Origin of the sequence: Ralstonia sp. AU12-08 (assembly GCF_000442475.1) — a bacterium.
GTDB classification, from domain to species: domain Bacteria; phylum Pseudomonadota; class Gammaproteobacteria; order Burkholderiales; family Burkholderiaceae; genus Ralstonia; species Ralstonia insidiosa.
This window is the reverse complement of the sequence record NZ_ASZV01000016.1, coordinates 53,207-66,463: the sequence shown is the minus strand read 5'-3', so window position 1 is coordinate 66,463 and position 13,257 is coordinate 53,207. Positions and strand designations below refer to the sequence as shown.

Here is a 13,257-nt window from a genome sequence, read left to right as displayed (position 1 = left end):
GTTGCAAGCTGTGATTGAAAGTGGTGACGTCCATGTCGCCACTTTCAATCGAGCCGGCATCTTACGACAGATGCACAAAGGGCGTCGGCGCACGGATTGAATCAAAAGTGCAGTCCGATCCACCGTAGATACCGCAGCGGCCCTAGCCCGCCAACTCGCCTCGTCCCGCCCTCCCCACTCGCAGCGACGAAAACCGCCAGTGCGTGACCGCACGCAGCAGCCACTCCACGGGGCCATAGGCAAAACGCCCCAACCACCAGCGGCTGATGACCGTTTGCACCGCAAAGATTGCAACCGCGATCAGCAGCGTGTCCAGCGGACTGACCCGGCCCATCATGCGGAACCCATACGCCAGAAAGATCACCGAACACACCAGCGACTGCATCAGGTAGTTCGACAGCGCCATCCGCCCGGCAGGCGCCAGCACGCCCAGCCACCACTGGCCCCAGCGGCTGCGGAACAGCAACTGCATCCCACCGATATACGCAGCGGTCAGCAATGGCGCCGTCAGCAAGCTCAGCGACAGCCCCAGCAGATCCCAGGGCGTGCCAGCGAGCCTTGTCGTGCCATAGGCATACGCCACCGCAGCCGGCAGGCCCACACAGGCGCCGGCAATCAGGCATTGCTTGTATAGCTTGCTGGTGCCGGCGGTTGGCGACGATGCCGAGAACAGCCCGCGCCGCCCTGCAATGCACCCCATCAGGAACATTGCCAGTGCCGTCGGCGCCTGCATCAGTGCCGTCACGACCCACACGCCCTTGAGCTCTTGCACATGCTGCGCGATGACGCCCCAGGGAGTGCTGCGGAACGCCGTCAGCGCCGAAGTGATCTGCGCCAGTGCCTTCGAATCGCGTGCTGCATCGACATCGAGTACGGAGAGAACGCCGATGATCGCCCAGACCGTGGCCGTGCCCACAATCAGGCCCACCGCCAGCTTGGCCAGCGCCTTCTCTGCCCGGCTGCGCAACGTCAACAGTACAGCGCCCATCACGGCATAGGTGGTAAGGATGTCACCGTGGAACAGCAACACGCCATGCAGCAGCCCGAGCACCCAGAGCCCGATAAGCCGTCGCAGCATGCGCGGCACAAACGCCTTGCCGTCGCGCTCGGCCGACTGCATCTGCAGCGTGAAGCTGTAGCCAAACAGGAACGAGAACAGCAGATAGAACTTCCATTCGAACAGCAAGGCAATGCCCACCATGACCGCGTGGCTGACGCGACTCTGCGCCATCGGATCGGGCACGCCCGTGCCGTAGTACGGCGTAGCAAAGGCGACGATGTTGACGACCAAGATGCCCAGCAGGGCAAAACCGCGCAGCGCGTCAAGGCTCGATTGACGTTCGATTGAAGACAGGGCCATGGCTGATTCCGACAAGGCAGCTTGAACGGAAGGCAGGATATTCCGCATGCTGGCGCGCTGCCTTGTGGCTGACTGACTGCGGGCACGACGCGCTCAGCCGGCCGCAAGGGCGCGAGCGCCATGTCACCCGAGCGTTGCCGCCTGCACGGTCAGGAACACGCCCGCCACTGTGGCAATGGCACCGATAACGCGCGACACGGCCTGACCGCCAGGCGTAAGACGCTCAACGGTGATGGCTGCCGCCACAACGGCCATCACGCGCAGGTCCATGACACCTGTAGCGAGCAGGATCGCCGTCAAGCCTGCGCAGGCGCCACTGCAATGCAGACCGAGTCGCACGCCGTGTCGCCAGGCCGCTCTAACATCGATGGGCAATGCGCAGTTGGCTCCTGCCGCCTCTCGGCAACACGCAAGCTGATGCGTTTTCCATGCAGAGAACTGGAGCACACCGGCCCCTAGGACAACGATTCCCGCCAGCGCTGGGATGGCACGCGCCAGCATCGGCCAACGCATCTCCAGCGCAAGCAGCGCCGCACCAAACGCAAAGACCACCACGCCAAACGCAGCCCACACCGCAAAGTAGCCAAGGCCTACTAGGGTGGTCAGCACGCCCAGACGCACGTCACCCGCCTCGCGCACGCTGTGCCGATACCCCCGCAGCATCGGCACCAGAGACGGCAGCATCATCGCCACCATCATCACGATCCACATACCGAGAAACGATGCGGCGGTGCCCAGCCATGTCTGCCCGCACATCGGCACCCACGCCATCGACAGCGTCCATCCGCCGGGCATCGGCATCTCGCCCATGCGCGACATCGATATGCACCACGCGACTGTCGCCGCCGTGCTGGCCACGAAAAGCAGCGCCGAGACGCCAAGGAAACCGCGCTCGGACGCTGCATGTGTGCGTGGCAGTTCAACGCTGCGCGTACTCATCATGGCGACGCCACCAGACACCGGCTTCATTGCGGCCAAGCGGTGCGCGATCCAGCCACTGGTACGCGCTCCAGAGGCCATCCAGCCCGCGCGCATAGGTGGAGTACGTGTGGTACACGATGCCATCCTCCAGCACGAACGCGCTCATGCCGGGTCGGTCGCGCACATAGGTGGGTGCATCGGTACCGCACATGGCCGCGAACTGCTGCACGGGTTCGGGCAGATCCGATGCGTCCATCACGTGGCTGCCGCGCACGTAGTTGTAGTCGGCCGTACCGGCGCGCTGCTGCGCTTCAGAAATCGAGACGTTGAAGTCGTAGTTGAAATCGCTGTCGACCGACGACGCCCACGGAAAGGTCCAGCCCATGCGCTGTTTGTAGGCCTGCAGCTTCTCCAGCGGTGCACGCGACACCGCCAGCAGCAGCACGTCGTGATTTGCCAGATGCGTCGCAAAGCCATTGAACCCATCCGCGATCATCGAGCACGACGGGCAGCCGGCCTTGTAGTCCGGGCCGAACATGAAGTGATACACGAGCAGTTGCGAACGCCCGCGAAACAAGTCCGCCAGCGACGCACTCCCCTCATCGGTTTCAAAGCGGTAGGTCTTGTCGACGCGGACCCACGGCAGCGCCTGGCGTTGGCGTGCGAGTTCGTCGCTGCGGCGGGTCAGTTCCTTCTCCGCTGCCAGCAATTCAAGACGTGCCTTTAGCCACGCTTGCCGTGTCGCGGTGGCATGTTGGGTGATGTGTGTTGTGGTCATGCTTGCCTCCATATCGGTGGACAGTTCGGATGGAAATTCGGGTGGAAACGCGTGTGCTAGATTAGGCGCCGACACCAACCGGAGGGAGTGACAAGTGTGGCGGGATTCAGATGGACTCGCTGATCACGGCAGCCGCACGCGCGCTCGCGGCGGGTGACCCGTTCGGGGCGCTGAACCGCGTCGCCTTGCGCGACGATCCGCCGGCACTGGCGCTGCGCGGCATCGCCATGGCACAGCTTGGCGATCTCACGCGCGCACGGGCCCTGCTGCGCAATGCAGCGCGCGCCTTCGGATCGAGAGAAGCCCTGGCCCGCGCGCGCTGCGTCGTTGCAGAAGCCGAAATTGCGCTCGCCTCACGCGACCTGGGCTGGCCCGAGAAGACCCTCGATGCGGCACGTATCACGCTTGAAGCGCATGGCGACCATGTCAACGCGGCACATGCGCGGTATCTCGACATCCGACGCTTTCTCCTGATCGGCCGACTGGACGATGCGGAGCGCATGTTGGCCGGGCAAGACCCCACCGCTCTGCCACCCGTGCTACGCGCAGCACACGAGTTGGTTATTGCAGGCATTGCGCTGCGCCGTCTGCAAACACAGCCCGCACGTACAGCGCTTGCGCATGCTGAGCGTGCTGCGCGCCAAGCCGGCATCCCCGCATTGACGGCAGAGGTCGAAAGCGCTGCCCTCGCACTGCATGCACCTGCCGCGCGCCTAGTTTCGCATGGCAATGCGCGCCTCCTCCGGCTCGAAGAGGTGGAAGCGCTGTTCGCATCAAAAACGCTGGTCGTGGATGCATGCCGCCTTGCCGTGCGCGAGACCGACACCGTTGTCTCGCTCGCCACACGCCCGATGCTGTTCACCCTCGCCCGCGCGCTGGCCGAAGCCTGGCCGGCAGACGTGCCAAGAGACACGCTCATCGCCCAGGCATTCCGCACCAGGCACGCCGATGAATCGCACCGCGTGCGCCTGCGTGTCGAGATCGGGCGGCTGCGCGCCGCACTCGGCGATCTGGCATCGGTGAGCGCAACCAAACACGGGTTCGCACTGCAGCCACGGCGCGCGCACGAGATCGTCGTGCTGGCGCAGCCCGTTGAGGCGCCGCATGCCGCCGTGCTCGCTTGTCTGGCAGATGGGGAGTCGTGGTCCAGCTCGGCACTGGCGCTCGCGCTGGGCAGCAGCCAACGCACCGTGCAGCGCGCGCTCGATGCCCTGGCGACGGCAGGCAAGGTGCAGTGCTTCGGGCACGGGCGTGCACGCCGCTGGATGACGCCACCCGTGCCCGGATTCGCGACCACCTTGTTACTCCCGGCGCCGCTGCCGAGTGACTAGGATGAAGACTCCGCAACCAAATCCACAGGACACGAACATGAAACGATCCGCCGCCGAAATCGTGCGCGAATATGGCCCGTTCCCGGGTGCCGACAACGTAGGCGGCGTGACGTACGACGGCCAGCACGTCTGGTTTGCAGCCGGGGGCCATGTGCAGGAAGTCGACCCTGCCAGCGGGCAAGCGCTGCGCACGATTGACGTGCCCGCCCACGCCGGCACAGCCTTCGACGGGCGGCACCTGTTCCAGATCGCGGAAGACCGTATCCACAAGATCGACCCGCAGACCGGGAAAGTGCTCGCCACCATTCCTGCGCCGGGCGCCGGTGGCGACTCCGGGCTCGCCTGGGCCGAAGGCACGCTATGGGTGGGCCACTATCGGGACAAGAAGATTCGCCAGATCGACCCCGACACCGGCGCCGTGCTGCGCACCATCGAGTCGAACCGCTTCGTGACCGGCGTCACCTGGGTTGACGGCGAACTCTGGCATGCCACCTGGGAAGGCGATGACAGCGACATCCGGCATATCGACCCACACACTGGCGAAGTGCTGGAACAGATCGACATGCCAACGGGTGTGGGCGTGTCAGGACTTGAATCGGACGGCGCCGACCAGTTCTTCTGCGGCGGCGGCACCAGCGGAAAAATTCGAGCCGTGCGCCGCCCCGGAAAAGCGGCGAAAACGCCGGCCGACAGCGCCGCCGAATAGCCAAACCGGCGCCCCAGCATCAAGCCCGCCATCGCGCGGGCATTTTCTTTGTTGCGCGCCTGCGTATTTGAAAGCCCCATAACATTCCGCCGAAGCACTCCTTGTACGATGGCCGCGCCCACACTCGTATTTCAGGAGAGACACGATGCCCTACGATGGAAACCGCGCCGCCAACTACGCCGACATCCACGTGCAGCCGAACAGCACCGGAAACTGCGCAAAGTACGTGCGCAAGGCGATTGAATGGGGTGGCGCAACGCTTGGACGAACCCACTTTGCCAAAGACTACGGCCCCGTCCTTGAAGAAGCCGGCTTTCACACCGTGCTGACCGCCCCGCGCAAGGGCGACATTGTCGTCATCCAACCGGCACCGGGTCATCCGTCCGGGCACATGGCGATCTATAACGGCACGGTATGGGTGTCCGATTTCACGCAGAACGACGGGCCGCAAGGTTTTTACCCCGGACAAGCCTATCGGACCGCGCAGCCCGCGTACAAGATCTATCGTCACGACGACTGAGGCCATCATGAAGACACGACTTTCCAGAGCACTGGCATGGCTGGTTCTCGCCGTCGGCCTGCTCGGTATGCAAGCCGTCATGGCACAGGGCAAGGCCGCCACGCCGGAAGCCAATACGAAGGCGTTCTACGCGTGGTACATCAAGCTGCAAACCAAATCGGTCTACCCGCTCACGGACAACGGCATCTACACCTACGTTGCGAAAGACACGGTAGACCGCCTGCGCGACGCCTACCGCCGCAATGAGATGCCGGGCGACGCCGACTACTTCACCAAGGTCCAGGACTACGACGAGAAGGATTGGGCGGAACACACCGTGACCCGCGCTCCGATCCTGCTGGAGGGCGTTGCCGTGGTGCCGGTCACGTTCGGCTCGAAGGACAAGGTGAGCGTACTCGTCTTCCTGCGCAAGCTGGACGATGGGTGGAAGATCACCAAGGTGGAGGACACACTGGACTTCCAGTAACACCTGCACCTGCCGCGCCCATGAAGAAGCCCGCATTGCTGCGGGCTTTTCGTTCTGTGCGCACTGCGAAACATTACAGTTTAACTGCACAGTTAAACTGTATTAATGCTATGCTTGGCGCATGGCTAAATCACCACCCCCGAACGATCCCACCCCGCCGGCCACGCTGGCGGGCGATCTGCGCATTGCTCTGGGCAAGCTGTCCAGGCGGCTGCGCGAACAAGTGCATCCGAACGACCTCACCCACGCACAAAAGTCGGTTCTCCTGCGCCTGGACCGTAACGGCCCCGCCACGGTTTCTGCACTTGCCCGTGCGGAGAGCGTGAAGCCGCAGTCCATGCGCGTCACCGTTGCAGGGCTGGAAGGGATGGGGGCGGTTGCCGGCACGCCAGACCCGACCGATGGTCGGCAGACGCTCATCGAGCTGACGCCCGGTTTCCGCAAAGTGCTCAAGGAAAGCCGCGCCGCCAAGGACGATTGGCTCTTCCGCGCACTGCAAGCCCAACTGTCTACCCAGGAACAAGCCGAGCTGGCCAGCGCCGTCAAGCTGCTGCAACGGCTTGCCGAATTCTGAACAAGGAGCGCCTGACATGGCATCACTGCACCTCGTATCGTGGTTCTTCGGCGGCGCATTTCTTGCCAACGCCGTACCGCATTTCGTGTTCGGCATCGCAGGCAGGCCGTTTCAAAGTCCGTTTGCAACGCCGCGTGGCGAAGGCCTTTCGTCCTCGACCGTGAACGTGCTCTGGAGCCTGTTCAACCTGGTGGTCGGCTACGTGCTCGTTCTCCGCGTGGGGGATTTCAACTTGCGAGACACCGCCGATGCCGCAGCACTCGGCCTGGGCATCCTGGCCCTCAGCGTGCCGTTGGCGCGGCGCTTTGGCCGCTTCAACGGCGGTAACCTGCCACAACGCCAATGAGCACCTCATCTGCGGGCGTCTTCCGTTCACTGCGCGTCTACAACTACCGCCTCTGGGCAGCGGGGTCGCTGGTCTCCAACGTGGGGACGTGGATGCAGCGCACCGCTCAGGACTGGCTGGTACTGACGCAGCTCACCCATCACAACGCTTCTGCAGTGGGCACGGTGATGGCGCTGCAGTTCGGGCCGCAGCTTCTGCTGCTGCCCTGGACGGGCGTTGCCGCCGACCGCTACAACCAGCGCAAGCTGCTGATGGCCACCCAGGCAACGTCAGGCGTGTTGGCGCTGATACTCGGGCTGCTGACCGTGACCGGTGCGGTTCAGCTATGGCATGTCTATCTGCTGGCGTTTCTGTCCGGCTGTGCGTCAGCTTTTGATGCGCCGGTGCGCCAGACATTCGTGGCGGAACTGGTGGGCGATGGCGATTTGCCCAATGCGGTGGCGCTCAACTCCACGTCATTCAACGCGGGGCGCATGGTGGGGCCGGCGGCGGCGGGTATCGCCATTGCCACCCTCGGCACAGGCTGGGCGTTCCTGGCCAACGGGCTGTCGTTCATCGCGGTGCTGACTTCGCTCTTCTTCCTGCGCAAGTCCGAGCTGCGCCCCAATGCGCGTGCACACCGCTCGCAAGGCGGCTTTGCAGAGGCCATCCGCTACGTGTGGGCTCGCCCCGACCTCAAGGCCATGCTGGTCATGCTGTTCCTGATCGGCACGTTCGGGCTGAACTTCCCGATCTTCATCTCGACGATGGCCGCGAGCGTCTTTCATTCGGATGCGCGTGGCTACGGCGTGCTGTCGTCGATGATGGCGGTGGGCACGATATCCGGTGCGTTGTTCGCCGCTGGGCGCGAGCGCCCGGAGTTCAAGTCCCTGCTGATTGGTGCGGCGATGTTCGGCCTGGGTTGCACGCTGGCGGCCATTGCACCGAGCTATTGGCTGTTTGCGGCGGCGCTGGTCATCACCGGCATTGCGGCACTCACCTTCACCAATACGAGCAACAGCCTGATGCAGCTGTCTACCGAGCCAGCCATGCGCGGCCGCGTCATGGCACTGCGCGTGGCCATCGCGCTGGGCGGCACCCCCATTGGTGCGCCGATCGTGGGTTGGGTGGCGGACCATCTCGGGCCGCGCTGGTCGCTTGGGGTGGGCGCGCTTTCAGGTTTGCTCTCGGCCGCCGTTGCCATTTACGTCATGCGGCAGCAGATTCACCTGCCTCAGCAAACGCCGTCGACGCTGGGGCAAGGCACGCCCTGAGATCACGTCTCTCGATGCACCGTGATATCGCGGTGCATCGGGCCAGCAGGCGAGTCGCCATGGCGCTGAGTGCCCTTCATGCGAGGCCCAGCCCCCCTACTCCTCCTAGTCCTTTCTTGCCGTCACCCCTCATACGAATGCGCTATGCAGAATGCGGCGAATTGTCCGCTTCTTTTGCATAGGCCATGTCAAACGCTGGCCACCCTGTCACACCCGAAGGAAATGCCATGCAGCCGGCCAACCAACCCTGTCGCCCACCGGCTCTGGAATAGTGCTGTTCATGGTCGTCATGCAAACCCTCGCTGCAACTGCCGCATATGCCCAGGGCCCTGCGCCGACCTAGTGTTCTGTTGTTGCCTACCGTGTCGGATACCTGCTCGCACCCCGACCGTTCCGAACCCTGGAGCGTTCCATGAACATCAGAACGTTTGCGAGCACCGTGATGCACTTCATGGGAGTGTCCTCGGACAACCCCGAACTGCTCAAAGCGCAGTACCGCGCGTTCTCGCGCCAGTTGCCGATGATGTATTTCATCCTCATCACCAGCACCTGGGCCGTCGCGCTGACCTTCCGCGCCGTCACCCCTGCCTGGCTGTCGATCGGCGTCCCGCTGCTGCTCAGCGCGGCCTGCGCCGTGCGCGTGCTGCACTGGTGGCGCTCCAGGCGCATCGACCCGACGCCTGAGCTTGCGCTCAGTGCCCTCAAGCGCACCAATCGGCTGGCGGGTGCCATCGCCGTATCGTTCACGACCTGGTCGCTGGCGCTGTTTCAGTATGGCGACCCCTACACACGTTCTTACCTGGCCTTCTACATGGCCATCACCGTGATCGCATGCATCTTCTGCCTGATGCATCTGCGCCCGGCCGCCGTGACGGTTACGGTGATCGTCAATGGCGCATTCATCGCGTTCTTCGCATCGACCGAGCAACCGACGTTCGTGGCCATCGCCATCAACATGGCCCTGGTGTCGTTCGGTCTGCTGGTCATCCTGATGATCAACTATCGGGACTTCACCCTCATGGTGAACGCACAGACCGAGGCCCGCCGCCGAGAGGCTGAACAGGGCCGCCTGTTGCAGATGATCGACGACATGCCGATCGCGGTCATGACGGTCAAACCGGACACGTTCACCATCAACTACGCCAACAACACTTCCAAGCGCCTGGTCGATCGGATCGCGCATCTGCTGCCGGTCAGGCCAGACGCCTTGTTTGGCACCTCGATTGACATCTTCCACGCGCACCCGGAGGTACAGCGCCGGGTGCTCGCTGACCCGGCCAACCTGCCCTACAACACGCGCGTGCAGCTTGGGCCGGAAGTCCTGGACCTTAAGATCTCAGCCGTGCATGCCAACGACGGCAGCTACATCGGCCCCATGCTCACCTGGGGGTTAGTGACCAAAGAGGTGGAAGCCGAGAACCGCATCCGCCAGCTTGCCCACTACGACATGCTCACCGGGTTGGCCAATCGCACCAACTTCCGTGAAGAGCTGGATGCCCGCCTGGCAACGCCAGGGACCCGCGCCGGGCTGCTGTATATCGACCTTGATGGCTTCAAGCTCGTCAACGACACCAAGGGCCACCGCGTGGGCGATGCGCTGCTGGAGCAGGTCGCAGCGCGGTTGTGCGCGGTCTGCAACCACGCCAGTTCGACCATCGCGCGATTGGGCGGCGATGAATTTGCCGTGCTCGTGTCGCATGACGACGCGGACCATGCCAACGCACTCGCTTGCGCCATCATTACGGTGCTCAGTGCGCCATACCCGCTCGGCACGAATCAGAGCGTGCGGATCGGGGCATCCGTGGGCATTGCGCTGGCGCCTGCCCACGGTCAGGACGCCGAGAACCTGCTCTCACGCGCCGACATGGCGCTCTATGCCGCCAAGGCGGCCGGCAAGGGCACAGCACGCCTGTTCAGCTCGACCATGGAAACCCGCATCCAGGAACGCGCTCGGCTGGAAGCCCAGTTGCGCGCCGCGCTGGAGCGCCAGGACCGGTTGTTCGTCTTCTATCAACCGATCGTCAATCTCCAGACCGGCAAAGTGACCGCGCGCGAGGCATTGGTGCGCTGGCACCATGCACAGCGCGGCTGGGTCCCGCCGGCGGAGTTCGTGCCCATTGCAGAACAAAGCGGCCTCATCGACCAGCTTGGCCGCTTCGTGCTCCACCAGGCCTGCCGCGAAGCGACGCGCTGGGAAGACGGTGCCCGCGTCGCCGTCAACATCTCGCCCATGCAGCTGGGCAAGGCAACGCTGGCGCAGACGGTGCAAGCCGCCCTGCTCGACTCGGGCCTCGCAGCGGACCGCCTGGAGATCGAGGTCACGGAAACCGCCCTGATCCAGAACGAGGCGGAGAGCTTTGAAGACCTGCGCCAGCTCTACAGCATGGGGGTACATGTCGCGCTTGATGACTTCGGCACCGGCTATTCGTCGCTGGCGCACCTGCGCGCGTTCCCATTCGACAAGATCAAGATCGACCGCTCCTTCGTCTGCGACCTGCCCGAGCGATCAGACAGCGCGGTGCTGGTCAAAGCCATTGCCGATCTGGGTCGGCAGTTGGGGGTGACCACCGTGGCCGAAGGCGTGGAGACGCAGGCGCACGTCAGAATGATCTGCCAGGCAGGCTGCACCGAGGCGCAGGGGTATTTCTACGCCCGGCCCGCGCCGTCCGATGAAGACAAGGCTACGGTGGAGGCGTGTTGTGTGGAGGTATCGGAAACCGCGGCACTTCGGGCCGAAGTTGGCTGACGCGTTTCACGCAAGGTTTCAAGCACAAGAAAAAAGCCCGCGCAATGCGGGCTTTCTTCTCAATGCCAGGGGAAGTGCAACCTCATTCCCACTCAATCGTCGCAGGCGGCTTGCCCGACACGTCATACACCACCCGGCTCAAACCACGCACTTCATTGATGACGCGGTTCGACACGCGGCCCAGCAGCGTGTAAGGCAGGTGCGCCCAGTGTGCGGTCATGAAGTCCGTCGTCTGCACCGCGCGCAGTGCCGTCACGTAGTCGTAGGTGCGGCCATCGCCCATCACACCGACGGACTTAACCGGTAGGAACACCGCAAACGCCTGGCTGGTCAGGTCGTACCAGCTCTTGCCGACATCGGCTTCCGTGCACAGGCCGGCAGCAGCATCTTGCGCCGTTGCCTTGGTGCCGCGCAGTTCTTCGATGAAGATCGCATCGGCGCGGCGCAGCAGGTCGGCGTATTCACGCTTGACCTCGCCCAGAATCCGCACGCCCAGGCCCGGGCCCGGGAAAGGATGGCGATACACCATCTCGTGCGGCAGACCGAGTGCCACGCCCAGCTCGCGCACTTCATCCTTGAACAGGTCGCGCAGCGGTTCGAGCAGCTTCAGGCCCAGCGTTTCCGGCAGGCCGCCCACGTTGTGGTGGCTCTTGATGGTCGTGGCCTTCTTGGTCTTGGTGCCGCCCGATTCCACCACGTCCGGATAGATCGTGCCCTGTGCCAGCCACTTGGCGTTGGAGAGCTTCTTGGCTTCCGCCTGGAACACCTCGACGAACTCTCGGCCGATGATCTTGCGCTTGGCTTCCGGGTCGGTCACACCGGCCAGGTGGCCGAGGAACTGCTCGGACGCATCCACGTGCACGACCTTGGCGTGCAGGCGGCCAGCGAACATGTCCATCACCATCTTGCCTTCGTCCAGGCGCAGGAGGCCGTGGTCGACAAACACGCAGGTGAGTTGGTCGCCAATCGCACGGTGGATCAGCGCTGCAGCCACTGACGAATCCACGCCGCCCGACAGACCCAGGATCACCTCTTCATCGCCCACCTGTTCGCGGATACGCTGAACGGCTTCTTCGATGTGGTCGCGCATGACCCAGTCCGGCTTGGCACCTGCAATTTCCAGCACGAAGCGCTCCAGCATCGCGCGGCCCTGCACGGTGTGCGTGACTTCCGGGTGGAACTGCACGGCGTAGTAGCCGCGCGCCTCGTCGGCCATGCCGGCGATCGGGCAGCTCGGCGTGGAGGCCAGCAGCTTGAAGCCCGGCGGCAGCTCGGCAACCTTGTCGCCGTGGCTCATCCACACCTTGAGCATGCCGTGGCCTTCCGGCGTGGCGAAGTCCTGAATACCGTTGAGCAGACGGGTATGGCCGTGGGCGCGCACCTCGGCGTAACCGAATTCGCGGTGGTCGCTCCACTCGACCTTGCCGCCCAGTTGCACGGCCATGGTCTGCATGCCGTAGCAGATGCCGAGCACCGGCACGCCCAGGTCCCACACAGCTTGCGGCGCACGCAGCTGGTGGTCTTCGTAGGTGCTGGCGTGGCTGCCGGACAGGATGATGGCCTTGGGCGCGAATTCGCGCACGAAGGCATCAGACACATCGTTCGGGTGGATTTCGCAGTAGACGTGCGCCTCGCGCACGCGACGCGCGATCAGTTGCGTGACCTGCGAGCCGAAATCAAGGATGAGGACTTTGTCGTGCATGTTGTGGAGGAATGGAATCGGCAATCGTGTCGACTTCAGTGCCGGGGCCGTACCCAGGCGGCGGCATGTAGGCGGGTTCTTGGCGCGCGGTGGTTTCCGTGCGTTGACGCTCGCGCTCGGCAGCGGCGTCTTCTCGGGCCTTCTGCGCGCGCTCGCGCTCATTGGTGCGCACGCGGCGCGATGCGGGAATCTGCACGGCAGAGAACGCCGCCAGCACTGCAGCAAACGTCGGCAGCCAGATGCGGCCTGCGCCTTCCACCGGCAGATGGAAGAACAGCAGCCAGGCAATCACCAGCACGGCAACAGCCAGGTTCACATGGCCGACCACCTGCGCCACGGCGGTGGTCAGTTGCCCGTTGATGGTGGCTTGCCAAAGCAGCCATGCCAGCCCGATCAGCGTGACGCCGAGCAGTTGGCCGTACATCGCCGGTTCCGGCTGCGGCAGTTGCAGTGCGCCGAAGACGGACGTCATCGGCGAGACCAGGAGGACGAGACCGACGCACAGTGCGACAGCCGCATCCAGAAACAGAACGAGTCGCAAAAGCGCTTTCATC

Annotated in this window: 13 protein-coding genes; 8 read left to right on the top strand and 5 right to left on the bottom strand. The window is 64.1% G+C overall.

Annotated elements, in window-relative coordinates:
* Positions 1-142: 142 nt before the first annotated feature.
* The 3 genes from C404_RS40140 to C404_RS40130 form a co-directional block, all read right to left on the bottom strand.
* On the bottom strand, positions 143-1,360 hold the full coding sequence (locus tag C404_RS40140) for a DUF418 domain-containing protein (protein WP_021194415.1): 1,218 nt from the start codon (positions 1,358-1,360) through the stop codon (positions 143-145).
* A 123-nt stretch (positions 1,361-1,483) separates the two neighbouring features.
* Entirely contained in the window at positions 1,484-2,302 is an 819-nt protein-coding gene (locus C404_RS40135; protein ID WP_031329224.1) for a DUF2182 domain-containing protein, read from the bottom strand.
* The gene (locus C404_RS40130) at positions 2,280-3,059 is read right to left on the bottom strand and encodes a DUF899 domain-containing protein (protein ID WP_021194413.1); all 780 of its coding nucleotides are present in this window, start codon (positions 3,057-3,059) and stop codon (positions 2,280-2,282) included. The genes C404_RS40135 and C404_RS40130 overlap by 23 nt, the downstream gene beginning before the upstream one ends.
* A 110-nt stretch (positions 3,060-3,169) precedes the next feature.
* Between C404_RS40130 and C404_RS40125 the strand changes: the two genes are divergently transcribed.
* From C404_RS40125 to C404_RS40090, 8 genes are all read left to right on the top strand, one after another.
* The gene (locus C404_RS40125; protein WP_021194412.1) at positions 3,170-4,390 is read left to right on the top strand and encodes a hypothetical protein; all 1,221 of its coding nucleotides are present in this window, start codon (positions 3,170-3,172) and stop codon (positions 4,388-4,390) included.
* 37 nt (positions 4,391-4,427) lie between these two features.
* Complete coding sequence (locus C404_RS40120) at positions 4,428-5,096, top strand: Vgb family protein (protein ID WP_021194411.1); 669 nt, start codon at positions 4,428-4,430, stop codon at positions 5,094-5,096.
* A gap of 145 nt (positions 5,097-5,241) precedes the next feature.
* Positions 5,242-5,616: a CHAP domain-containing protein gene (locus C404_RS40115; RefSeq protein ID WP_021194410.1), complete on the top strand. Its 375-nt coding sequence runs from the start codon at positions 5,242-5,244 to the stop codon at positions 5,614-5,616.
* 7 nt (positions 5,617-5,623) lie between these two features.
* Positions 5,624-6,082: a DUF3828 domain-containing protein gene (locus C404_RS40110; RefSeq protein ID WP_021194409.1), complete on the top strand. Its 459-nt coding sequence runs from the start codon at positions 5,624-5,626 to the stop codon at positions 6,080-6,082.
* Positions 6,083-6,203: 121 nt separating this feature from the next.
* Complete coding sequence (locus C404_RS40105) at positions 6,204-6,656, top strand: MarR family winged helix-turn-helix transcriptional regulator (RefSeq protein ID WP_021194408.1); 453 nt, start codon at positions 6,204-6,206, stop codon at positions 6,654-6,656.
* 16 nt (positions 6,657-6,672) lie between these two features.
* The gene (locus C404_RS40100) at positions 6,673-7,002 is read left to right on the top strand and encodes a hypothetical protein (RefSeq protein WP_021194407.1); all 330 of its coding nucleotides are present in this window, start codon (positions 6,673-6,675) and stop codon (positions 7,000-7,002) included.
* Complete coding sequence (locus tag C404_RS40095) at positions 6,999-8,255, top strand: MFS transporter (protein WP_021194406.1); 1,257 nt, start codon at positions 6,999-7,001, stop codon at positions 8,253-8,255. The genes C404_RS40100 and C404_RS40095 overlap by 4 nt, the downstream gene beginning before the upstream one ends.
* A 412-nt stretch (positions 8,256-8,667) precedes the next feature.
* The gene (locus C404_RS40090) at positions 8,668-11,001 is read left to right on the top strand and encodes a putative bifunctional diguanylate cyclase/phosphodiesterase (protein WP_021194405.1); all 2,334 of its coding nucleotides are present in this window, start codon (positions 8,668-8,670) and stop codon (positions 10,999-11,001) included.
* 82 nt (positions 11,002-11,083) lie between these two features.
* Here C404_RS40090 and guaA read toward each other — a convergent pair whose 3' ends face one another.
* Together guaA and C404_RS40080 are read right to left on the bottom strand one after the other, a co-directional pair.
* On the bottom strand, positions 11,084-12,703 hold the full coding sequence (gene guaA, locus C404_RS40085; RefSeq protein WP_021194404.1) for a glutamine-hydrolyzing GMP synthase: 1,620 nt from the start codon (positions 12,701-12,703) through the stop codon (positions 11,084-11,086).
* A complete protein-coding gene (locus C404_RS40080; protein ID WP_021194403.1) occupies positions 12,678-13,256 on the bottom strand; it encodes a hypothetical protein in 579 nt (192 codons plus the stop codon). Before C404_RS40080 ends, guaA begins: the two co-directional genes overlap by 26 nt.
* Between the last annotated feature and the right edge of the window lies 1 nt (position 13,257).